Genomic DNA, 23,871 nt, shown 5'->3' with positions numbered 1-23,871 from the left:
GATGGAGTTCAAAATGAAGCTTAGCGCACTTGAAATAGGCTGCGTACTATTGGCTGGCGTAGTGGCCGGGTCCGGTTTTGTAGCGGCAGCACGCGTACTGATTTCGGCAATCTGAAGTAGCCGCGCTGGGGCCGGGGTATAGGTGGGTGTTACGCTAAATCCCGGGGTGCAAAATGTCACAAACCGGCGCGCATGGTGCTGGAAAGACTGGGAAAAGTGCTTAGTAGCAAAGCCCTGCGGAGATTACACCCCGGTTTACGCCTGCGGTTTGGCCTGTTCCCTGCGTGTGTAGAAAAAAAAGGATGCGGGGGCGCCATATGCGCGCCACGGGATTTCCAGCGTTTGAGGCGCTGGGCGGTAACATATTGAAACTACAGTGATATGTCTGGGGCAGCGCAGTTTTGTGTCTCCCCGCCTGAGGAAGGGGCAGGTTGGTATTGTTCCAGCCCGGATTGCGCCATGCGCTTTTCATACTCTAAAACGGTCCCGGGCCAAAGCGTCGTGTTCCGGCCCTGTGCATCCTGATACCATGAGGCGCAGCCACCCACCTGCCATACGCTGTCTTCGTGCCGTTCGCGCATCTCCTGTTCGAAGGATTCCTGGTAGTCCGGGCGGGGTGTTATAATCTGCAGTCCGTCGCGGTTCATCTGGTCCAGCACTCGGCCGATGTGGCGAACCTGTGCTTCGATCATCAGCACAACCGAGTTGTGACCGAGGCCGGTATGTGGCCCGAGCAAGATGAAGAAATTGGGGAAACCTGCGATGGCAGTACCCAAATGCGCTTTCATTCCGTCCGACCATGCCTGGCGCAATGTCAGTCCATCGGATCCCGTTATGTCGAGGCGCTCGACCACATCTGTGACATGAAACCCGGTGCCCCAGATCAGAACGTCAGCATGTGTTCGGCTTCCGTCAGATGAAATGATCTGATCGCCCTCAATTGATGCCACACCGTGCGGGAGAACTGTCACGTTTTCACGCGCCAGTGCCGGGTACCAATCGTTCGAGCTGAGGATGCGTTTGCAACCGATCCTATAGTCCGGCGTCAACTGTTTGCGCAGGCCTGGGTCGGCGATCGCGCTTTCCAACGATTTGCGCCACATCTTCATGGCAAAATTTACCATCCGTTTTTCGCCGCTGAACACGCGGTGGCGATACTCGAAGACAATGTAAATCAGTTTCCGGCGTGCCCAAGGTAACACCGGGATGCTGCGATAAAGGCGGCGTAACCGGGGCGCGATTGGGCCATCCGGGCGGGGCAGGACATAGGGCGCGCTGCGTTGAAAGATTGTGACGTGTGCAGCAGTTTTTGCAATCTCTGGAACAAACTGGACAGCGGATGCGCCGGTTCCGACAACTGCGACGCGTTTTTCCTCAAGCGACGTGTCGTGATCCCACTCGGCAGAGTGAAAGCAAGGCCCGGGAAAGCTGTCCGCACCGGGTAAATCGGGGATGCTGGGCAGATGCAGCGCCCCTATGGCTGAGACTAGAAACCGCGCGGACCAGCGCTGCCCACTTTCGGTTTCCACCTGCCAGCGCATGCCGTCCCAGCGGGCAGATTTCAGCTGCTGCCCGAAATGGCATAGCTCGTAAATCCCCTCATCAAGGCAGACCTTTTTCAGATAGGTCTGAATTTCAGCGCCGCCCGCATAAGCCCGGCTCCAGTCCGGGTTCAGATGCGTTACCATGGAATAGAGGTGCGATGGGATATCACACGCGACACCGGGATAGGTGTTCTCGCGCCACGTCCCGCCAATCTCATTCGCTTTTTCAAGGATCGCAATGTCCTTGATGCCGCGTTTGCGGGCCTCAATCGCCATCGTCAGGCCGGAAAACCCGGCGCCGACGATCAGCATATCGGTTTGATAGTCCATGCGCTCGTCCCTCCCAAAACGACCGATATGGTTGGGTCAGACTATAGGTGCTGGATTGCGTGAGAACAGCCTCCCGTAGGGTCAGGCACCGTTCACGGTTTATTCAGCCGCGTAGGATTTCGCCATTTGGATCAAAAGGCGGCTCGGACAGAATGGTCGCCTTGTGCGGACGTCCCAATACCATCACCTCGACCTCATCCCCTGCTTTGGCATCGGTTACAAAGCCAAGCGCCAGAGACATGCCGACGGAATAACCATAAGCGCCAGAGGTCACGCGGCCGATACCCTGACCATTTTTGAAGACTGGCTCACCGCCGGTCGCGTCGGCGTTCGACGCGCTGGTGTCAGCCTCATCCAGATGCAAAAGGACAAGCTGTTCGCGGGCAGGGTTGGCTAAAACGGTCTCGGCTGCGTTCTTGTTCAGAAAGTCTTTGCTGAACTTGCACAACCGATCCAGACCTACCTCATGCGGCCAGTATTCGGGGCTGTATTCGCGGCTCCACGAGCCATATCCTTTTTCGACCCGCAACGACATCAGTGCTCGGCTTCCCACTGGGCCTGCGCCAAACTCCTGACCGACCTGAAGCAGGGCGTCATACAGGCGGGCCTGATCTTCGGTGGCACAGTGAACCTCCCACCCCAAATCACCCGTGAACGAAACCCGTAGGGCCAGTACTTCGATTCCGGCCAGTTCGATTTGGGCGGATCGCATGAAGGGGAAATCCTCGGTGGCCAGCGAGGTATTGGTCAGGCGCTGCAATAACTCGCGCGATTTTGGGCCAGCGACGTTGAACCCGCACACGGCCTCGGTCCGGCTTTTGAATGTGGTGCCATCGGGCAGGGGGACCTGTTTGAAGAACCGTTTGTGATACCGCTCGGCCAATCCGGATCCGATGATCCAAAACTCGTCATCGGCCACACGGGTTACAGTGAAGTCCCCGGCGATGCCCCCGCGTTTCGAGATCAGAGGCGTAAGACAGGACCTGCCGACCGATTTGGGCATGGTGTTGGTGAAAACAGCATTCAGCCAGTCCTCGCCTCCCGGTCCCTTGCAGACATATTTGGCAAAGTTCGAGATATCGATGATCCCCGCGCGCTCACGCAGCATCCGGCATTCCTCACCCACGGGTTCCCACCAGTTCTGACGGGTAAAGCCATTAGTGTCTTTGGTTCCTGGCGTATCCGCGAACCACAAGGGGTGCTCCCACCCTGCGTTCAGGCCAAACACTGCGCCTATTTGAGCTTGCGTGTCATAGATGGGGCGCGTGCGCGCTGGGCGGCCTGCGCTGCGTTCCTCGTTCGGGAAGTGGATCGCGAACCGGTGGGCGTACTGGTCCTGAACGCGGGCCATTGTGAACTCTTTCGTCGCCCAGTCATCGAACCGAGCCATATCCCAGGCGAACATATCGTACTGCGTTTCACCCTCGATGATCCATTGCGCCGCCATCAGGCCCATGCCGCCAGATTGTGAGAAGCCGGGGATGATACCGTTGCAACAGAAATAGCCGTCGACCTCGGGCACTGGTCCCATCAGCACGTTGCTGTCGGGCGACCAGATCATCGGCCCGTTGATAACCCGCTTGATACCGGCTTCACCCACGGCGGGCAGACGTTCGATGGCGTTCATCATATTCTCTTCGATCCGTTCCAGATCGTCGGGGAAGAGATCATGCGCGAAGTCGAGTGGCGTGCCGTCCTCGGCCCAGAATTTCATGTCCTTTTCATAGGCGCCAACCAGCAGGCCCTGACCTTCCTGCCGCAAGTAATACTCGCCGTCACGATCACTGACCGAGGGCAGCCGGGTGCCACGCGCTGCCACGTCCGCCATTGTTTCGGTCACGAAATACTGGTGCTCAGTCGGTTGTAGGGGCAGCTCAATTCCGGCAAGTTTGGCGACTTCGCGCCCCCACAGACCGGCGGCATTGACGACCCAAGGGGTGTGGATGTCGCCCTTGGGTGTTCGTATGATCCAAGTGCCATCTTCTTGCTGGTCAGTCGCCGTGACGGGGGTAAATCGATGGATCTCGGCTCCGCGTTGCCGGGCGCCCACCGCATAGGCGTTTGTGACGCCCGATGGATCCACATTGCCACCGTCTGGTTCATACATCACGCAGCGGATGCCATCGTAGTTGACCAGCGGGTTCAGTCGCTGGGCCTCTTTGATGCTGATCTCATAAAAGTTCATGCCGTAAAGCTTGGCCTTAGCGGCTTGCAGCTTCAGCTGATGTTCGCGTTCTTCGGTTTGAGCGAGGTAAAGCGAGCCGGGCTGGAACACGCCGCAGCTTTGGCCGGTTTCGGCCTCAAGCTCTTTGTACAGGTTCATCGTATAGTGCTGAATGCGGCTGATATTGGTGCTGTCATGCAGCCCGTGGATGTTTGCCGCCGCATGCCAGGTCGAGCCTGACGTCAGCTCATCCCGTTCCAGTAGCACCACATCCGACCATCCCAGTTTGGTCAAATGATAGAGGATCGAGCACCCGATCACCCCGCCGCCAATCACCACCGCCTGTGCATTCGTTTTCATGAGCCTGCCGTATCAAAGTTGGTCCCGCGGCCATGTGTCATCATCGTAATGGCATCGGCAACGGACATAAATTTCAAGTTGGGTTGAGTGAGTTTAATCTGAGGCTAAACTCAGAAATCCAGCTTATGCGCCCGGCCATATGCGACCAGCCGTTGGTTCAGCGCATCAGCTTCGGGCGCGCCGGATTCCAGCGCGAAAATGAAGGCATGTGTCAGGTAGAAACAGGCGGCGTCGATGTCTTGCATCGCTTCATGCTCATCCGCGGCTATCGTATAGCATCGGATCAGATCGGCATGATCATTTCGATCATGTGCGTCCAGCAAGAGGCGATCCAGCTCCTGTTTGTCCATGGGCGTCCCCTTCTACGGGCAACCGGTCAGCCACCCGGCGGCTGAACAATCCAAAAGGGTTACTCCGCGCGGCCGTTTTCAACTTGCGTCGCGACCCAATGGTGGAAGTTGTGCGTCGGGCCATCCATCGCGGGCGAGAACCGACCGCCATCGAATAGCATTCCATGCCGGCCCTTTTGCATGCCTTCGACCACAAAGACATCCTCTTCGAACACGGTTTTCCACAGCTGCGCGTTTGAGGCGCGCAGCCCGTCATGTTGGGGCGTGTCTTCGAGGCTTTTTGCGTAGTATAACTCGATGTGTTCTACCGTGTTTTCCTGATCGACCGGCTCCAACACGATGGCGAAAGCATGGTCGCGCTGAACGCCCAACAGAACGTTCGGGTACAGCGCTATATACTCTGCGCCTTCGTCCCATTTGTCGCTTAGCCCGTCGAAGTCCGGGAAAGTCGCGCCATCTTGATCTGTCAACTGGCGATAGACCATAGTGCCTTGTCCGGAATACTGGCCGCGTACTTCGATGTTATAGTGATCCTCCAGCCGGGAATAGCTGTTCAGGCCGGGATGTACCCACGGCAGGTGATAGCTTTCGCAATAATTCTCGACCGCCAGTTTCCAGTTGGTTTTGACCTCCAGCTTGAACGACGACGTTTCACCGCCGTGAAAGACGGGTTTGTCAAATTCTTCCCATCGCTCCAGCAGAGCGCCGTGAACTTCTTCGAATTCGGGCGCTGTGCCGTCAACATTCACAAAGATCACGTCGCGCCAGACGTAGGACCGCACGCGGATCAGACCCAGGTCTTCGCGATTGACGTCTTCGTGTTTGTTCTGGCCGGGGCCACCCACATGCGGGGTTGCGCGCAGCTCTCCTTTCAGGCTGTAGCACCAACTATGATAGGGGCAGCGGATTGCGCCGCCGATTTTGCGCGGCGTGTCTACCAGGATCATCCCGCGGTGGCGGCAGGTGTTTTGGAAAACGCCAACCTCGCCGTCTTTGTCCCGGACAATCAACAGCGGCATGCCCAGAAAGTCGACTGGTTTTGCATCGCCTTCTTCCGGAACATCCTTGCCAAACCCGATCCCGGACCAGTTGGCATACAGCACAGAACGCTTTTCTTCGTCGAAAACGATCGGATCGATGTAATGTTCGTTAGGCAGGCCATTTGCGACGTTTACATCGGCCAGAACGGAAGACAGCGCGCTATGCTTGTTCATCGGGCTCTCCTGAGGTTTTGCTGGATGCTATTAATCCCTATTGGCGGATTGAACCTGTTGGTCTCAATATCAGAAAAGCTCATCAGAGAGTGATTTCACCTAAACCGAACCTTCCTGAACCTCTTGAACGATCCAGTTTTTCAGGGCGCGGGCACTGTCTGAGAGTTCTTCATCCGGTCGCCCGACTAGGTAAAACTGGTTTGGAGCGGGCAACTGATGCGTGCCAATCGGCACCAGTTTACCTGATTGCAGCATGGGTTGGATCAGCCGCTGCCAACCCAGCGCCAGCCCCGCACCCTTACGTGCAAGCTGCAGCGCGACTGAATAGCTGTTGACGCGGGATTCAATGGGCACTGCGCCATTATATCCCAACTGCTGGAACCATTCGGGCCAGGTGGTCCAGGTGCGGTCTTCTGAATCCAGATAAATCAGCCGTTCAGAGGTCAGATCTTCAAGACCGGCATCCGCAAGCCTTTCTGCCATCTCTGGGCTTCCGACCGGGACTAGCTGGTCGCGAAACAGCGGAGTGTGTGACAGGTTGGGATCGCTGTCCCGCCCATAGCGAATGAAAAAGTCGACGTCAGGCCGATCGCGAAAGGGGCGATCCTGTGACAGTTGATCAACATTGACTTCGGGCATGTCCCGCCAGAACCGAATGACGGCCGGAGATAACCACAACGCGGCTACTGCGGTTGTCGATCCTACGGTCACCTTTCCGGCTGTCGATCGGTCGCGGATCATGCTCAGCGTTTTTGAGATGCGCCCGAAGGACGTGGACAGCGCGTCATAAAGCGCCTTGCCATCCTCGGTCAGATCAACGCCGCGATGCTTGCGTTGAAACAACGGTGTGTCCAGATCGCCTTCAAGCGCCTTGATCTGGTGACTGACCGCGCCGGGTGTGACAGACAGTTCAACGGCGGCGTTCTTAAAACTCAGGTGGCGGGCGGCGGCCTCAAAAGCTGACAAGGTTGTCAGCGGCGGCAGGTTGTAGTGGCGTCTGGACATGGAAGCTGGTGAATCGTTTTTCGGTTTAGTTTAATTTTTGTCAACTCAGTTTTAGTTTTTTTGAAGGTGAAAGCTATAGCGCTTTTGATGATTTGATGTTTTTCTGGCTCAAGTTAAAGGCGGATGTCGCATTTTTCGTCAATGCGTCGGTTCTGGCCGAATTTAGAACGGAGCGCCACTATAGTCAGTTCTACCAACAAACGTTGTGTTTTTCGGGCTTTTCGAGAGAATTTTCTGGGCGTCATAAGATGGTACTGCGACACAACGATGTCCCGAACTGACAAACGGGAAAGGTCGAAAGGGGAAGTGAAGGAGGCGCGAACCCATTCCCAGTTGGTAAGACCTAGTATCGCCTGATTGCACGGTGTGTTGAATTCAATGCAACTCAGAAGGCGTAAGATCATGCGGCAGTGCCGCATTTCTGAAACACAGAAACGAAACAAGAAAGAGCCGATACGTCTGCTGCAGCACCTTCCCCATCGTTCGAGGCGACTGGGCGAATAGCGTGAAGTGCAGAGACAGTATCGCAATTGATACAGCACCACGGAGGAGCAACATGTCGATACCCGAACCCTTTACGGATCTAGAGATAGAAACGGCCGATGCCGGATTCTATGAAAATTACAGCGTCCCAATTGCCCTAATCAGTAAGGGCATCATGGTTGCCCTTGTACTGTGGGCACTTGTCTTCCCGGCCAATGCCAACAGCACACTTGGCAGCTGGAATGGGAAGTTGCTGGAAATCTTCAACAGCTTCTACGTCGTCATTGTCGGCCTGTTTGTCATCTTCCTCGTCATTGTTGCCGTCCTTCCGTCGACCGGAAAACGGATTATGGGAACAGCGGGCGAAAAACCCGAGTTTTCGAACTTCTCCTGGTTCTCGATGATGTTCGGAGCGGGACTGGGTGTCGGCCTGATGGTTTTTGCCACCGCTGAACCGTTGGGCCTGTGGGGATCGAACCCCGAAGTCGTGGCCGGTGCAGTTGCAGGCAATGATCCAGAGTCCGTTCAATCCGCGTATCGGTATACTTTCCTGCATTATGGCTTTCATGCCTGGGCAATTTACGTGGTGACCGGCCTGTCGCTGGCCTACTACGCCTATACCCGTGACATGCCTCTGACCATTCGCGCGGCTCTTACCCCGCTTTTCGGTCGTCTGATGAACGGTTTTCTCGGCCACGTCGTTGACGTTCTGGGCGTTGTTGCAACGATCCTGGGTGTGTCCGTTACGATCGGGTTTGGTGTCAGCCAGTTCATCGACGGTCTGTATGCAATCACCGGCATGGAATGGATCATGGATTTTGGCGGTGAAGTACCCACGCCAAGCAAAGTTGGACTGATCGCGGGTCTGGTTGTCATCATGGGTCTGTCGATTATTTCGGCGGTCTCGGGTGTTGGTCGCGGTGTTAAATACCTGTCGAACCTGAACCTTGTTCTGTCGATCATCCTGCTGGGCACCTTTGTGATCTTCGGCTCTTTCGTATTCGCCATGACAACCTATGGCACAGCACTGTTTGACTACCTTCTGCACTTCCTCTCGCTGAGCTTTGGAGCATACGGTCCGTTGTCGACCGAAGCGTTTGCAGCGGCTCTGCCTGCAGAAGCGCAGGCGCATGCGGCTGATCTGGTGGGTGGCGCAACCAACGCATGGGGCAGCTTTGATGGCTTTAAGAGCGGTCTTGAAGGTGCTGCGGCTGAGCTGAGTGACGACACGCTGGCGGCTGTTTATGCAGCAGGTGAGCAAGGCCGTCAGTTTGGCTGGCAGTCGGGCTGGACCACCTTTTACTGGGCTTGGTGGATTGCGTTCTCGCCGTTTGTGGGCCTGTTCCTGGCGCGCATCTCCAAGGGTCGGTCTGTGCGTGAGTTCATTCTGGGCTGCGTACTGGCGCCGGCGCTGGTTTGCTTTGCGTGGATGACTGTTCTGGGTGGTACTGCGATTGATCTGGAATTGGCTGGTGCAGCTGAAGGCGCGATCATCGGTGCGTCGAACACCAACAAGTTGTTCGTGACGCTGTCTTACATGATCGACGGTGGGCTTCTGTCCATGCTGAACGTCATGTGCGTGATCCTGATCATGACCTTCCTGGTGACTTCTGCGGACTCAGGCATTCTGGTTATGAATACCATCATGTCCGGTGGCAGCCAGGAAACCGGGGTCAAGCACCGTATCATCTGGGGTGTTATCCTGACCGCCGTGATCGGTGCGCTGATCTTGGCCGCTGGTGAAAACAACCCGATGGACGCGTTGCGCAATGCGATGATCATCGGTGCACTGCCCTTTACCATCGTGATGGGCCTGATGATGGTTTCGCTGACCAAGGCGCTCTATCGTGACGGTCGGCGCGACAAGCATGCTGATGCAAGCACGCAGGCCGCTGAATAAGCGCAGGTCTTAATGCCAAAAAAGACGCCGCCCCAGTTGGGGCGGCGTTTTTCGTTCCGGGTTCCCGTGTCGTTTCCTGCAAGCAGATATCGCAATCAGTGAGGTGCACCGCCGCCGAATCCGTCAATCTGAAAAGTAAGATTGGAGGATTGCCCCGTGAACATTCGTACCGCGACACGCTCGGGCGGACGCTCTGCCCGTCGCGCCCTGCGCACTGCCCCGAACTTTGAAATGCTGCCTGGCCTGACCCGAGGCATCCCCTTGTGTGAGGTGATGGATGGCGCTCAGGTCGAACGCATCGATAGTGCCTCGATGGGCATCCTTGAGAACGTTGGCGTTCAGTTCCGAGACCCCATCGCGCTGGAAGACTGGAAGAAGGCCGGTGCCAAGGTCGATGGCGAGCTGGTTTACCTCGACCGTGGTTTGGTGCGCGAGTTGATTGCCACCATACCCAGCAATTTCACTTATCACGCGCGGGACCCTAAAAAGAATGTGCGGCTGGGCGGTAAGCACTCGATCTTTGTGCCGATGACCGGCGCACCATTCCTGCGCGATCTGGACGACGTGCGCCGAAATCCGTTGCTGGAAGATCTGGCGATGTTCCACAAACTCAGCCACATGATGCCCGCGCTGCATTCCTCGGCGCATCACATCGTGGAACCTTATGACCATCCGATCAGTCAACGCCACCTGCGCATCACCTATTCGTCGATGAAATACTCGGACAAAACGTTCATGGGCATGACCACCTCACCCAAGAACGCCGAAGACGTCATGGACATGTGCGCGATCTTGTTTGGCGAGGAATTTCTTGAAGATCACCCGGTGGCCACCGGTAACTGCAACGGCAACTCGCCGTTGGTGTGGGACGAAACCATGCTGGGTGCGTTGCGGGCCTTTTGCCGTCGCAATCAACCAGTGCTCTGCTCACCCTTCGTTCTGGGGGGGGCCAACACGCCCGCATCTGTTCCGGCCACTGTGGCACAGCTGAATGCCGAGGCGCTGAGCGCACTGGCCTACACGCAGGTCATACGCAAGGGGGCTCCAGCGATCTATGGCCACTACCTGTCGACCGTGTCGATGAAATCCGGTGCGCCGATGGCGGGTACACCCGAGATCAGCCTGATGAATTTCATGATTGGTCAGATGGCACGGCATTATGGGGTCCCGTGGCGTACTTCGAATACGTTGGGTGGGGCCAAGACTTTTGACGCGCAGGCCGGATATGAATCTGCCACCACCTTGCAGGCAGTCATGCATGCGGGCGCTAACTACATCTGGCATTCAGCCGGATGGAATGAGGCCGGGATGCACTGTTCCGTCGCCAAGTTTATCGTCGACGCCGAACAATGCGCGATGGCCCATCGCATGGCTGAGGGGCCGAAATGGCACGATTTCGATCAGGCCCTCGCAGCGGTTCCGGATGTTGGACCTGGTGGTCACTATCTTGGTCACCCCCATACACAGGACAATTTCCAGAGTGCATTCTTCATGCCCGAGCTGTTCGACAACAACTCGATCGAACAATGGCAGGCCGAAGGGAGCGTCGAAATCACTGCGCGCGCCCTGAACCGCGCGCGCGCGTTGCTGGCCGAGTATGAAGAGCCCAAACTGGATGAGGCGAAAAACGAGGCCTTGCTGGACTACATCGCCCGACGTGAGCGAGAAATCCCGGCCGCTGATGAGTTGAACCAAAGTTACTGAAGTTACTCCCCCGCATTCCACCCGTCCGGCCAGTTGGGCGGGTTTGTCCCTTCAATAGCAGTACGGAACACAAGCCGTGAAAATCGCTGAAATTCACATCTATAGCCACGATCTGCCTGTCAAAAACGGCCCCTACACAATGGCCAATGCCGAGGTCTGGGCGCTAGACACCACATTGGTCAAACTGGTGGCCGACAACGGGTTGGTCGGATGGGGCGAGACCTGCCCGGTTGGCCCCACTTACGCTGAGGCACACGCCGCTGGTGCTCGGGCTGCGTTGGCTCAGATGGCCGAAGGACTATTGGGTGCCGAGGTCTCTCCACTAGGACTGCACCGACGAATGGGCGGCCTTTTGAACGGACACAACTATGCCAAGGCGGCTATCGACATCGCGGCACATGATCTGCTGGGCAAGCAGTTTGGGATCAGCGTGTCGGAACTTCTTGGCGGTGCCGAAGTGGACAAGGTTCCGTCATATTATGCGACGGGGGTTGGGGCACCCGACGATATAGCCGTTCTGGCCAGGGAAAAATTGGCCGAAGGTTACCTGCGCCTGCAAATCAAAGTTGGTGGCCGGCCGGTTGAAATCGATATCGAAACCATCCGCAAAGTGTGGGAGGCAATCGGCGGGTCCGAAATGCGCTTGGCCGTGGACGGAAACCGCGGCTGGACAACCCGTGACGCGTTGCGTGTCACCCGCGAATGCCCGAACATTCCGTTTGTCATGGAACAACCCTGCGATACGATCGAAGATCTGCAAAAGATACGGTCACAAGTGAGCCACCCGATCTACATGGACGAAAATGCCACCAATCTGAACACGGTTATCACTGCGGCGGGCACTGGTCTGGTGGATGGGTTCGGTATGAAGGTCACGCGGATCGGTGGCCTGCAGCCAATGCGCGCGTTCCGAGACATCTGCGAGGCGCGTAATCTGCCCCATACCTGCGACGACAGCTGGGGAGGGGACATTATTGCCGCAGCATGCACACATATCGGCGCGACTGTTCGGCCCGATCTGCTGGAAGGCGTTTGGCTGGCTGCGCCATACATCGAAGGCAATTTAGATGCCGAGAATGGAATCAGCATAGAGGGTGGGCATATCCAAGTTCCAACCGGGCCGGGGTTGGGCGTCGTTCCCGACGAAACCTGCTTTGGCGCGCCGGTCGCATCTTTCTGACGGAGCATATCATGGAGTTTGCAGGAAAATCGGCTTTGGTCACGGGCGCTGCTGGGGGAATAGGAACCTCTCTGGTGCGCCGCCTACGTGCCGCCGGCGCGCAGGTTGCCGTTGCTGACCGCCTGACCGACGGGATCGAGGCTGATGCCCATCTGCCCGGCGATCTGCTGGACCCGGTCTATGCCGATGCGCTGCCGAAACGGGTGGCAGATGCGCTGGGCGGGTTGGACATTGTTGTTAACAATGCGGGTGTCATTACGCGGGGTGCCGTCACGGAAACCTCGGATCAGGATTGGTCTCTGTCTCTGGGCGTGAACGTCGACGCCCCCTTTCGCATTTGCCGCGCTGCGATCCCGATTATGGCTGCGAACGGAGGCGGGGCGATCGTAAACACCGCATCCTGCTGGGGCCTGCGCCCCGGTCCAAACCACGCTGTCTATTGCATGACCAAGGCCGCGATTGCCTCTCTGACTCAATGCATGGGGATGGACCACGCCCATCAGGGCATCCGCATCAACGCGGTTTGCCCGAACGAGGTGAACACGCCTATGTTGCGATCCGGTTTTGCCAAGCGTGGCTTCGACCCGGACACAGCTGTCGCCAAGCTGGGGCAGACTGTTCCCTTGGGGCGAATCGCGGAACCCGAAGACATTGCTGATGTGATCCTGTTTCTGGCCTCGGATGCGTCGCGCTATATCTGTGGCGCGGTGCTTGAGGTGAACGGAGGCAAGCCAGTATCATGACCCGATTTGAAGGCAAAACCGCCCTAGTCACCGGCGGGCGCAGCGGGATCGGTCGGGCCATTGCTGAACGGTTGCGTCAGGACGGGGCGCAAGTATTTACCGCGCAACGCGGGCAAGATCTCAGGTTCGAAGGGATCGAGGCAGATTTTGGTGATCCGAGCAGCCCGCAATCTGTGGTAAATCAAGTCGTTGAGCGGGCAGGGCGTCTGGATATCCTCGTCAACAACGCGGGCATGATGCAGGAAGCCCTTGTCGAAGACATGAGCCTGGAGGATTGGCAGCGCAACCTGACAGTCAACCTGACGGCTCCTTTTCTGCTGATCAAGGCGGCGTTGCCCCATCTGCGGCAGACGCAAGGGAACATCGTCAATATCGGCTCAATCGAAGGATTGGGCTGCAATCCTGGCCACGTGGCCTATTGTGCGACCAAAGCCGGGTTGCACGGATTGACCCGTGCCGTCGCCGTGGATCACGGGGCGGAGGGGGTCCGGTGCAACGCGGTGGCGCCCGGCTGGATCGACACTGAACTGAACATGGGTTTCATCGACGCTCAGCCGGACCCGGATGAATTTCGCCGCGACATTGGCCGCATCCATCCCGTCGCCCGGACCGGCCGACCAGAGGAGGTCGCGGCAGTGGTAGCGTTTCTTGCGTCCGAGGACGCCAGCTTTGTCACCGGTCAGATTTACACGGTGGATGGGGGTCGCATGTCCAAGCTCAGCCTGCCCTGACAGGTCATTCCTTTCCTGAACGCCACTCTTTCCAAATCAGATAGCTATTTGCACCCAATGATGCGAACGGCTCTGGCGGCAGGCGCAGCGGCATCGGTTGGGCCAGGAAATGATCCGCTATGTCCGATCCGCCCTGCGTGACCAATTCCGCCACTGCCATGCCCTGCAGTGTCCCTCGGGCAATTCCCAAACCGTTCTGACAACAGGCCGAGAAGATGCCAGTGTCCAACTCTCCGAACGCCGCTGATCCGTTTCGGCTAAGGCAAAGCATTCCGGCCCAACGATGCTCCATTCGTACGTCCGGCAGATGCGGAAATCGTTCGCGGAACTTGCGGTCGTGCACCCACCCTGCATTGCGCAGGCGCATGGGGCTGGTCTCGATCGTCGGGTGGAAGGTCGAGCAGGTGCGGATCAACAGTCGGTCGCCATAACTGCCCGAGACGCGGCGGACTGAGGTGCCCATTGGATCGGCTGGGGTGACGGCCCAGCGGGGCTGGCCTCCCAATGTCTTGATCTGTTCAGGCGTCAATCGCTCAGTGATCGACGCGTAAAGACAGACATGCATCAGCCGCCGTTCGTAGAACCCGAAGCTTTCCAAATGGCCATTATTGGCCAGAATGATCCGACCTGTCGAAACTTGCGCGTTGGGTGTTTTTACCAGCCACCCCGTGCCTTGTTTCTCAAACCCGGTCACGGGAGAGTTTTCGAACAGATCAACTTGTGACGATAAGTGGGAGGACAGAGCCCGAATGTAACCGGCGGGCTGAATCATCACCGTGCCGGGCGCATAAAGGCCCGAGCTGTAGTGCGGGCTGCCCGTGATCTCTTGCATCTGTTGGCGGTCAAAAAGCGTGCTGGGCTCTCCCAACCGATCCAGATGTGCGGCGAATTCGCGGTTGTGCTTGTCCCCGGCTCGTGTGGCTGCGGCGTTGAATTTACCGCAGGGGTCGAACATTTCCTGCGGCAGCTCGCATTCTTCAGCCACGTTGGTTGCATATCTTATTGCGCGGCGGTTTAGCGCTATGGTTGCGCGGTCCGCTTCCAGCCCGTCTCCGGTGTAATTATCCGACGCCAGATCGTGGGGCAGATCGATCATGAAGCCCGAATTGCGACCCGCGGATCCGTCGGCAAAACGACCGGCCTCTAGCAGAACAACCTTGAGCGCTGGGTCAACCTGATGCAGCCGGTGCGCAGCGCTCAGCCCGGCAAACCCGCCACCGACAATTGTGACGTCGGCTGAGATGTTCTGTTCAAGTCGGGGTAGCGATGTTTGGGGCGGCAGAATGGCGTTCCACCCAGCCGACCCGGTCTGTCGTGGCAGCCGTTTTGCAGTATAGGCCGTCAATCGATCGCCTCGTCCGCGTCATCGGCCAGATCAATCCAGATGGTTTTCAACTGAGTGTACTGGTCGTGGGCGTGGACCGAGTTATCGCGGCCACCAAAACCGGATTGTTTGTAGCCTCCGAAGGGGGTGGTGATATCGCCCTCGCCAAAGCTGTTCACCGTCACGGTTCCGGCGCGGATCGCCCGCGCGCCGCGGATGGCACGCTTGGCGTTAGCCGTAAAGATCGAAGCACACAGGCCATAGTCGGTGTCATTGGCAATCTTGATGGCCTCGTCAAAGCCAGACACTTCGATCACCGACAGAACGGGTCCAAAAATCTCTTCGCGCGCCAGAGTGCTGTGATTGCCGGGTACTTCGACCACGGTCGCTTCGACAAAACCCTTGTTGGCATTGCCACCAATCACCACGTTTTCGGCTTGTTCTAAGTAGCCGCAGACCTTGTTGTAGTGGCCTTCGCTGACCAACGCGCCCATTCGGGTTTCCGGGTCCAGCGGATCACCGATGTTCCACTGCTTCGCGTGATGGGCGATCCGCTCCAGCAACTCGGCCTTTACGTCCTTGTGCACGATCAGACGGGACGAGGCGGAACAATTCTCACCCATATTCCAGAACGCGCCATTCACGACATGGGCCGCCACGCGGTCAAGGTTCTCGGCGTCATCCATCACGATGGCCGGGTTCTTGCCGCCCATCTCCAACACAACCTCCTTGGCGTTGCTTTCCGCCGAATAGGTCAGGAACCGTTTGCCAGTGACGGTCGAGCCGGTGAAAGAAACCATGTCGATATCCATGTGTCGACCGATGGGCTCGCCCACGTCAGCACCGTCACCCGGAACGATGTTCAGAACGCCGCGCGGCAGGCCCGCCTCCATCGCCAGTTCCGCGAGGCGCAGGGCGGTCAGCGTGGTCTCGGTTGCTGGTTTCACCACAACCGAGCAGCCCGCCGCCAAGGCAGGCCCGATCTTCCACGCCAGCATCAGCAGCGGGAAGTTCCACGGCAGCACCAACCCCACAACACCGATGGGTTCGCGAACCACCATGGCGATGTGGTCGTCGCTGGCGGGCGAGACCTGATCATAGATTTTGTCGATCGCCTCGGCATGCCATTTCAGGCAATGGATCGTTTCGGGGATATCCACGGTTTCGCAGTCATAGATGGTCTTGCCGCTGTCGATACTCTCCATCACTGCCAATTCACGGGCATTGCGGGTCATCAACTTGGCCAGTCGGATCAGTATGTCCTTGCGATCCGAGGGGTGCATTCTGGACCAGCGTCCATCGTCAAACGCCTCGCGCGCTTTTTCGACGGCAAAATCCACATCCGCCGCGTCGCAAGCGGCAATATCGGCCAGTTTCTCGCCTGTGGCGGAGTTCACCGTCGCAAAGGTCTTGCCCGAGATAGCCGGGCGGAAAGCGCCGTCGATGAAGGCCCCGGTGGGCAAGGTCAGGCCCGCAGCGATGGATTTGTATTCGTCCTGTGTCAGCAATTCCATGCCTTAGCCCTCCGCCACGATATCTGCGATTGTTTTCTTCAGCACGCGCGTCACCTGTTCCAATGCGCGTTTGTCATCCTTGTTCAGCCCCTTTAGCGGGGGCCGCATCGCGCCTGCGTCGATCCCGTTCATGGTGACGCCATGCTTGATAGTCTGGATGAACTTGCCGCCCTGTTCCAGCACCCGCATCAACGGCATCATGGCGGACATGATGCGGCGGCCCTTGGCGAAGTTCCTTTCGACAACGCAGGCTTGATATAGTGCTACATGTTCGGCTGGCAGGAAGTTCGACCCACCGCAGACCCAGAACGGTGCGCCCCAGGCGAAGAATTCCAGCGCCTGATCATCCATGCCGCAGCCAAGCTGGATATGCGGGTAATCCCTCGCCAACAAATGCACCCGGTTGATATCCCCCGAGCTTTCCTTAATGCCGCAGAAGTTTCGGCTGCGCCCCACGCGGTCAAGGAATTCTTCCCCCATCATTGTACCGGTGCGGTGCGGGTAGTTGTACAACATCACCGGCAAGTCAGCGGCCTTGTCGATAGCCAGCGCGTTCAGGGCGTTTTCCCGATCGGTCGGCACAGAATAGGGTGGGCTGGCCAGCAGGATCGCGTCTGCGCCAATCTCACGCGCGCCCGAGGCCAGCGCGATGGAATCCGGCGTCAGCATCGCTCCAGTTCCGACAACCAGAGGCAACCGGCCTTTCAACTGCTTGTGCGTGAACGACGCCAGTTCCAGCCGTTCTTCGACGGTCTGGGCATAGTTCTCACCCGTTGACCCGCCCGAGATCAGCCCGTGCACACCATTCTCGATCAGGTATTCGATCACGTGGGACAGGGCATCCCAGTTCACGCGGCCATCTTGGTGATAGGGCGAGACCACCGGGGTATAGATCCCCTCAAATCTGAAAATCGGGTTCATTCCGTCCTCATGCAGGTTTCGAAAGGGGCGGGATACCCATCGGGATATCCAGCGCAGCAGGCATCACGAACAGTTCGATTTGGTCGCGTGACAGGTTCCAGTGGTCCTCGGCCAGCTGCGCAGCAGCCGCCTCATCGCCCGCCTCGATGGCGGCGATGATGGCGTCATGCTGGCGACTTGCCTCGGACAGGTTCTCGGTCTTGTGCGCGGATTGGGGTCTATAGAAGGTCATCCCGATCCGGGCATGGTCGATCAGCAGCCGGTTGAATGATGGCCGCAAGTAGACATTGCCTGACATCTCTCCGGTCACATCATGAAAGCGATTATTGGCTAGCGCCCGATCTTCGGCGGATCCGGATTGCAACGCAGCCTTGAACGCCTGTTGCGCGTCTTTCAGGTCGTTGATCTGAGTTCGTGTGGCGTTCTGCGCGGCAAGTCGCAAAACCGCGCCATAGACCATGGGTGCAGCCAGAAAGAAGTCACGCAGGGTGGTATAAGACATCTCAGACACCCGGGCACTGCGATTGGTGCGCAAGTCCAGATAGCCTTCTCCCGCCAGTTGCCGGAACACTTCACGCAATGGCGTGCGGGACAGGCCGAAAGCGTCGGACAGATGCGCTTCGTCCAAATCTGTGCCTGGTTGCAGGCGCAGCGTCAGGATCGACACTTTCAGGTGCTCCATCAACTCGGCCTTTCGGGATTTGGCGTCGTCTTTCATCCGTTCCTCCAACAGTCGCTGCGCGAATCGTGCCGGCTATTTCGTTCATTCTCTGTATTCCAATAAAATACAAGTTGTATACAGAAAAGAATCGTGCAGCATAGGCCGTCGACCACGTCAAACTGAATCGGACGTCTATGCGCCAACCCCGCCACATCACTTTCATCCTGATCGAGGAATTCTCGCATCTCGCCTTTTCCTGCGCGGTCGAGCCGCTGCGCATTGCCAACCTCGTCAGCGGTCAAGATCTGTATGAGTGGTCTTTTGTATCCGAACACAGCAAGCAGGCCGTCTGTTCCAACGGGTCGGTGACTTTGGTTCATGGGGGACTGGACGCGCTGCCAAAGACCGACCAACTGTTTGTGCTGTCAGGTATTCATATGCGCAACCATGTCTCGCGCCCTTTGCTTGCAACCCTGCGGCGCGAGCGGGCGAGAGGTACGGCCATCGGGGCCTTGTGTTCGGGCGCGTGGTTGCTTGCCGAGGCAGGATTTCTGGACGGGATGCAGGCCGCCATTCACTGGGAGTACCACGATGCCTTTATGGAGGCCTTTCCCGAGGTGAATCTGGTGCGCAGTGTCTTTGTCGCCGATGAAAAGCACATCACCGCCTCGGGTGGCACGGCGACCGCCGACCTGATGTTGCACCTGATTGAAAGGGACCACGGCGAAGAGTTGTCCATCGCGGTTGCTGACCAGATGGTCTACAACGCCGTGCGCAATGCCACGGCCAAACAGCGCGTGTCCCTTCAATCGCGTAACGGGATGCGCAATGCACATCTCGCCAAGGCCATTCACACCATGCAGGATTGCATCGAGGCCCCGGTGTCCCCGTCTGAGATAGCCGAGGATCTGGGGATATCTACGCGCCAGTTGGAGCGGCTGTTCGGCAAATACCTCAACACGTCACCCAAGAAGTACTTTATGGAGCTTCGGCTGGAACGCGCCCAGAAGCTGTTGTTGCAGACCGAAGCATCCGTCACCGAGGTGGCAATGGCCTGCGGGTTCGAAAATCCGGGACATTTTTCGCGCGTTTACCGGTCGAGTTTTGGTGTGACGCCACATGCCCAAAAGAACAAGATAGACTAAGTGATAAGGACGGGGGGAGCGTCTCTGTCCTAAGGCGAGCCTGGCTGAACAGGCGCTCACCCCCTGATCCTGCTTCGTACCCCCTCGTTAAAACTTTACTGGTAAACTGGTCAGCAGGATTGAGTATTCATACATATCGAAGTGGGCATAACTATTACAAGATCGTGTCAGATATGTGTGCTTTTTGTTTAAAACATTAACGTTTGCGGTGTTCACCAGTTGACCAAATGGCTCAAAACAGGCCAACTTATAGGGTGAAATGTATAGACAGACTCTGAAGTTGGCCAAAAAAGACGACAAATCGGGAAATTCTGACCGCAATTCCCATGCCGGCGATGCCGTCAGATTTTATATCTTCATCACAAATTGACGGTGGAGGATATCAATGCACTTGGAAATCGGTAAATCTGACTCCCGCTTCGCTAACGGCGCGGTTTCTCGTGCCAGTCGCGAGCGTCAGATTTGCGATGCGGCCAAATTGGCCGAAGCTGCCTTTTCCGAACTGACCGCTGTTGCGGGTCGCGCACCGGATATGGCTGCGTCCAACGGTCAGGTTTTTCAGGTGTTCCGTTGGTATTTCTTGTCGGCTTATTGCACGCGGCTGCTGACCAACGCCGCCCATCGGCTAGAGCTTCAAACTTTACAGGTCTCGATGGACGTGTTCAGCGCCGTTAGAATGGTCCTGTCGGACACAGAGGTTCAGGCATCCATGGCCCTGGCTCAGGGTGAAGTGACAACACCGGCCGCGGCGCGCTTGAACAAGATCGGATGCCGTGGACATTCTGCGGGCTGGATCGCCGCAAAGATGAATCAGCAAGGTCGGGACATCCCATCAGAGATCAAGAGCTCGCTTGCGGGCGCATTGTCAGCGTCGGAACGGCGCATTTGACGCGACCGGCGATCCCAGCGCGCGCTGGGTAATTTCGACAAAAAAACTCAACGCACTGTCGGTTTCTCAATGGGAGAGTGGATCGACAAATTCAAGTTTCTCCCGGCAAGTGGGGCTTGCATACGCCATGTCCCGATCCCCGTTTCAGGATGGTTGCATTCATACTCCGCGAACAAGTCGTTGAGCTGAATGGTCCAAAGTAAACTCAATACGTCACGCGCAATTCGAACCGCACCACCGCGGCTTGATGCATCCAATGCACATGCAATCGGGTAAGGAAGAACGGAACCTGGACGGATGTGGCATGATAACGATTTATGAAGAAGACTCGCTGAATGTATTGGTGACCGTTCAGGATCAGCAGACATCACAACCATTAAACCTGACAGGTGCGACTGTTGAGATTGTTGCTGGTCGGTTTGCAGGTGAATCGGTTCAGGCCGACGCTGACATATTGGACCCCAAGCCCAACGGGCAGATTGCCGGTTCATTCCCAGCGGGGGCCTTACGATGGGATTGTGGTGTGATGAATGTCGATCATCATCACTTGGTCTCTCCACGAGCGGAGCGAGCCATAGAGGGCACCTGAATGTGTTGGCAGCGAAACTGCAATACCTTCAGGGGAGGACTTCACATGGTTGGTGTTTGATGAAGGAGACGAAGGTCGACGCACCTTAACAGTGGCCTATAGGGTTACTACTACGTATGCGGAGGGACCTTTAACAAACGCCACCCTTGCTACACTGTGTGCAACTTGGCTTTTCAACTGATAACGCCCTTATGCACAGACACGTCGATATAATCTGACGGGACCTGAGCCCCGCCATCTCAAGACAACAATCATCAGAAGTACACATGAAGTGCCCGATAGGTTCCGCTTAAGGGAAACTCACGGGGCAACTCACGGGATTTGCTAGGGTGAGATGTCCAGCACACAGGACGCTTCACCACAGATGGTCTGCTATCAGTCTTCCTGTCGGTCGGTGATAACGCAATGCTGACATCGCCTCGAAGTTCCATGAAAAGAGGCACTTCAGAAATTCTGTTTACGGTATGTATGTGGGTGAATTTACCCAGTCTGGCCATCAAGCCTGCCTGACGAGCGTTTACTTACCTCACGTGGGGAGGATTTTTATAAGTATATGATATAAAACATCTTTCTAAGTGACCCTTTGCGGATATCTAAAGGCCGACGAACGCTTGCTTACTGCTGCAGCTTGGGGGCGAGGGTGTCTAACGTCACTCACGTCACAGCCAAAGGTCCGCCTTAACCGACAAAAATGACCTGCGGGTTGTTAAATCAGTGCCTTAGGCTCTGGACCTATAAATGCAAAATCTGCTCACTGGCGACAGAGCGGGCGTGCAGGCAGATTGCAGCGAACGGCTGCTCCGAGCCTAATGCCGTAGTTGAGATCAAGCGCAGTGAATGTTAGCGCCTGGCTCGTCGAAAACACTGGCGCTGAGCGCGACAGGTGGGCATTTCAAAGCTAAGACTGCCACTCATTGCGAGCGGACCAAGGCACGGTTCCAAACCTGTAGTCCGGAATGCCTCATGACTAGACGAGCATAGTCTTCAGGTCCCGATATCGCGCGTCCCTCTTTGCTGCTGATGCAAGAAACTTCTGTCGCCGCTTTTCTGAAAACATACCTTTGCGCCGAGCCAAGAAATACAAGATCGATGGGATAGTCCCAGGACCATTCCCAGCAATGCGGGCGCTAAATTTTCTTTTTTGCTTGGACAAGCGTCCATTCCTCATGAAGAATGTGCCGCGAAGCAGGAAACAACTATCAACTACAAAACCACAGCCACATAAAGTGTTCACAACTGCGGGGACAGTATTCTCCCCTCCGCGCTCTGGGCCTGCATCAACAGCAACATATTCTGCCCGACTGAGGGCCTCTGCAGCGCCAGCCAACACTTCCGGCTCCATCCCCTCTGCTTCTATTTTCAACAGTCGGATAGGTGATGAGTTGTCAAAAGAGAGTAGTGCAGAATCCAAAGTTCGCTTTTCTACCGCAATTACATCATCAACAGTCTCTGGCTTAAACAGGCTTGAGTCTGCATGCTCGGTGCTCAAATAAAAATTTGTCGTTCCATTGCTGAAACTGAGCGCAATGGGAAATGCGCTTGCGCCTCCAACATTCTCCTTGAGGGCTCTAAATGCCTTGGGATCAGGCTCAAATCCTAGATATCTGGCACCCTTGGACTGGGCCCAAATCCCTAATTCGCCATTATTTGCCCCTACATCAACAACTATATCCTGAGGTCGAACTAAATCTATGGGAATTCGATAGTCTCTCAAAAGCCAGCTCTTCCGGTGTTCGACACCTTTTGTATAGAGTTCAAGCCGTTTTGGGTCCGATACAAAAACTACGCCTTGCGACTGCGCATCTCTTACAAAGAATAGGTCCTTCGCATCGTCCAAATGAAAGGTCACCCCTTCAACTTCTGGCGTTGCAAGTTTTGGGCTACCATTCGATATCTCCGCTCTATTCTCCGAGAATAACGTATTGAATTTTTCTTGCTTTTCAGCGAGTGAGGTGATCCCGGTCGCGTACCACTTTGGGCGTTCGTATCCTGGCCTTGGCCAGATGTGAAACTCAGTGTCGTAGATGTCTCTTTCGATAATATTTACGCGATCATAGGTGAATTCCATTAACGCAATGGGTAGGCTAAGTTGATCTCGGCGAGAATATCTCAATACGTGAGATAGCCACATTTCCATCGCCGAAATGCACCTTTTTTCATTGTGACGCCGTGCAAGCAATCCACCCCAAACTGGTTTTCCTGAAACAACATCTGGAAAATGATTTATATAAGATTCGAGCTGGTCAGCGAGCAGTAAATCATCCTCAAATCTGGCCTCTAGAACAGCATTGAACTCCTCTCGAACTGTATCCCTAAAAGAATGATGGAAAGCAGAAAACTCGATGCCTTTGCTTGGCATCATGTACTCCCAGAGGCTTATGGGACTGGCTTTTAGTTGAACACTTGAATCAATGTAAATTGATCTTGTGTATTCACTAAGCCATCGGTGAGGCCGTATTTTCTGCTCTCGGCTACTTCGATTTAGGTCATCTAAAAAAGTTGGGTGCACTACCCTGACTGACCATCCGTTAGGTTCCAATTCGGACCTATCGGTAAAGCAAACGTAGTCGACGTTCTGCTCATCTACAGGATCGGGTAGTTCGAACCCAGCCCCCATAGCGACAGTGTATACCACTAGTTTTTCTTGCGTGACAGACATCGATCGAACCATTGCAACTCTGTGTTAGTTGGCGCTTCTACAGGGAAATTAAGGTTCTCGGCAACCAAGAAACCCAGACTGTCCATAGAAGAGGCCTTGGCACGGCAATCTATAGGTCCGCCTTATCTAGTCTGAGGCAAGAGCGGATGAAGCACATTACCCGAGAACGGTTGTGTTTCCGTTACTCAGGTGGTCTTTCTTCCACCGTTCAAAAAGGCAGGTGAGTGTGGGACCCTCGGGTGCCGATTGTGGAGTGCTTGCGGGTTCCCACTCAGGGAAGCGCGTAGCCTGTGGGTCCGGGGTGAAGTCGCCTTCGGCCCGCTTTAATTGCTGACTAGGCTCCAGACTCATTGATTTACAGCCAGAATAGGACGGTAGCCGCGAGAGCGATGGCCGACAGGAAGACCTTTGGGGATCTATCATAGCGGGTAGCGACACGCCGCCAGTCCTTGAGGCGTCCG

General features: G+C 56.3%; 18 protein-coding genes and 1 pseudogene. 8 read left to right on the top strand and 11 right to left on the bottom strand.

Annotated elements, in window-relative coordinates:
• Positions 1–371: 371 nt before the first annotated feature.
• The 5 genes from DK510_RS02500 to DK510_RS02480 all read right to left on the bottom strand — a co-directional run bounded on the left by DK510_RS02500 (position 372) and on the right by DK510_RS02480 (position 6,967).
• Positions 372–1,874, bottom strand: a complete 1,503-nt coding sequence (locus DK510_RS02500) for an NAD(P)/FAD-dependent oxidoreductase (protein WP_109310773.1) — start codon at positions 1,872–1,874, stop codon at positions 372–374.
• 103 nt (positions 1,875–1,977) lie between these two features.
• The gene (locus tag DK510_RS02495) at positions 1,978–4,398 is read right to left on the bottom strand and encodes an FAD-dependent oxidoreductase (RefSeq protein WP_109310772.1); all 2,421 of its coding nucleotides are present in this window, start codon (positions 4,396–4,398) and stop codon (positions 1,978–1,980) included.
• A gap of 110 nt (positions 4,399–4,508) precedes the next feature.
• Positions 4,509–4,748 (bottom strand): hypothetical protein, encoded by a 240-nt coding sequence (locus DK510_RS02490; protein ID WP_109310771.1) that lies wholly within the window; start codon positions 4,746–4,748, stop codon positions 4,509–4,511.
• A 59-nt stretch (positions 4,749–4,807) separates the two neighbouring features.
• Positions 4,808–5,962, bottom strand: a complete 1,155-nt coding sequence (locus DK510_RS02485; RefSeq protein ID WP_109310770.1) for an aromatic ring-hydroxylating dioxygenase subunit alpha — start codon at positions 5,960–5,962, stop codon at positions 4,808–4,810.
• 99 nt (positions 5,963–6,061) lie between these two features.
• Complete coding sequence (locus DK510_RS02480) at positions 6,062–6,967, bottom strand: LysR substrate-binding domain-containing protein (RefSeq protein WP_109310769.1); 906 nt, start codon at positions 6,965–6,967, stop codon at positions 6,062–6,064.
• Between the two features lie 556 nt (positions 6,968–7,523).
• Between DK510_RS02480 and DK510_RS02470 the strand changes: the two genes are divergently transcribed.
• From DK510_RS02470 to DK510_RS02450, 5 genes are all read left to right on the top strand, one after another.
• Positions 7,524–9,350 (top strand): BCCT family transporter, encoded by a 1,827-nt coding sequence (locus DK510_RS02470; RefSeq protein ID WP_109310767.1) that lies wholly within the window; start codon positions 7,524–7,526, stop codon positions 9,348–9,350.
• Between the two features lie 156 nt (positions 9,351–9,506).
• On the top strand, positions 9,507–11,054 hold the full coding sequence (locus DK510_RS02465; protein WP_109310766.1) for a trimethylamine methyltransferase family protein: 1,548 nt from the start codon (positions 9,507–9,509) through the stop codon (positions 11,052–11,054).
• 76 nt (positions 11,055–11,130) lie between these two features.
• Positions 11,131–12,234: a mandelate racemase/muconate lactonizing enzyme family protein gene (locus DK510_RS02460; protein ID WP_109310765.1), complete on the top strand. Its 1,104-nt coding sequence runs from the start codon at positions 11,131–11,133 to the stop codon at positions 12,232–12,234.
• Positions 12,235–12,245: 11 nt separating this feature from the next.
• Entirely contained in the window at positions 12,246–12,977 is a 732-nt protein-coding gene (locus DK510_RS02455; RefSeq protein WP_200833192.1) for an SDR family NAD(P)-dependent oxidoreductase, read from the top strand.
• A complete protein-coding gene (locus tag DK510_RS02450) occupies positions 12,974–13,708 on the top strand; it encodes an SDR family NAD(P)-dependent oxidoreductase (RefSeq protein WP_109310764.1) in 735 nt (244 codons plus the stop codon). Before DK510_RS02455 ends, DK510_RS02450 begins: the two co-directional genes overlap by 4 nt.
• A gap of 4 nt (positions 13,709–13,712) precedes the next feature.
• Here the strand turns inward: DK510_RS02450 and DK510_RS02445 are convergent, their stop codons facing one another.
• The 4 genes from DK510_RS02445 to DK510_RS02430 are packed head-to-tail and all read right to left on the bottom strand — an operon-like array spanning position 13,713 to position 18,185.
• Complete coding sequence (locus DK510_RS02445; RefSeq protein ID WP_109310763.1) at positions 13,713–15,053, bottom strand: FAD-binding oxidoreductase; 1,341 nt, start codon at positions 15,051–15,053, stop codon at positions 13,713–13,715.
• Positions 15,050–16,546 carry an aldehyde dehydrogenase gene (locus tag DK510_RS02440; RefSeq protein ID WP_109310762.1) on the bottom strand — a complete coding sequence of 499 codons (1,497 nt, stop codon included), beginning with the start codon at positions 16,544–16,546 and terminating at the stop codon, positions 15,050–15,052. The genes DK510_RS02445 and DK510_RS02440 overlap by 4 nt, the downstream gene beginning before the upstream one ends.
• 3 nt (positions 16,547–16,549) lie before the next feature.
• Positions 16,550–17,467: a dihydrodipicolinate synthase family protein gene (locus tag DK510_RS02435; protein WP_109310761.1), complete on the bottom strand. Its 918-nt coding sequence runs from the start codon at positions 17,465–17,467 to the stop codon at positions 16,550–16,552.
• A 7-nt stretch (positions 17,468–17,474) separates the two neighbouring features.
• Positions 17,475–18,185 carry a GntR family transcriptional regulator gene (locus DK510_RS02430; protein WP_109310760.1) on the bottom strand — a complete coding sequence of 237 codons (711 nt, stop codon included), beginning with the start codon at positions 18,183–18,185 and terminating at the stop codon, positions 17,475–17,477.
• Positions 18,186–18,322: 137 nt separating this feature from the next.
• On the opposite strand from DK510_RS02430, the gene DK510_RS02425 reads away from it, so the two are divergent.
• From DK510_RS02425 to DK510_RS02415, 3 genes are all read left to right on the top strand, one after another.
• Positions 18,323–19,273 (top strand): GlxA family transcriptional regulator, encoded by a 951-nt coding sequence (locus DK510_RS02425; RefSeq protein ID WP_109310759.1) that lies wholly within the window; start codon positions 18,323–18,325, stop codon positions 19,271–19,273.
• Positions 19,274–19,658: 385 nt separating this feature from the next.
• Positions 19,659–20,162, top strand: a complete 504-nt coding sequence (locus tag DK510_RS02420) for a hypothetical protein (RefSeq protein WP_109310758.1) — start codon at positions 19,659–19,661, stop codon at positions 20,160–20,162.
• A gap of 304 nt (positions 20,163–20,466) precedes the next feature.
• A complete protein-coding gene (locus DK510_RS02415) occupies positions 20,467–20,751 on the top strand; it encodes a hypothetical protein (protein ID WP_160116426.1) in 285 nt (94 codons plus the stop codon).
• A gap of 967 nt (positions 20,752–21,718) precedes the next feature.
• Here DK510_RS02415 and DK510_RS02410 read toward each other — a convergent pair.
• Entirely contained in the window at positions 21,719–23,368 is a 1,650-nt protein-coding gene (locus tag DK510_RS02410; RefSeq protein ID WP_234998860.1) for an FkbM family methyltransferase, read from the bottom strand.
• Between the two features lie 397 nt (positions 23,369–23,765).
• Positions 23,766–23,871 (bottom strand): annotated as a pseudogene (locus DK510_RS02405) (IS5/IS1182 family transposase); the annotation flags it as partial.

Source organism: Ruegeria sp. AU67, assembly GCF_900312795.1.
GTDB lineage: Bacteria > Pseudomonadota > Alphaproteobacteria > Rhodobacterales > Rhodobacteraceae > Ruegeria > Ruegeria atlantica.
This window is presented reverse-complemented; position numbering and strand designations above follow the sequence as displayed.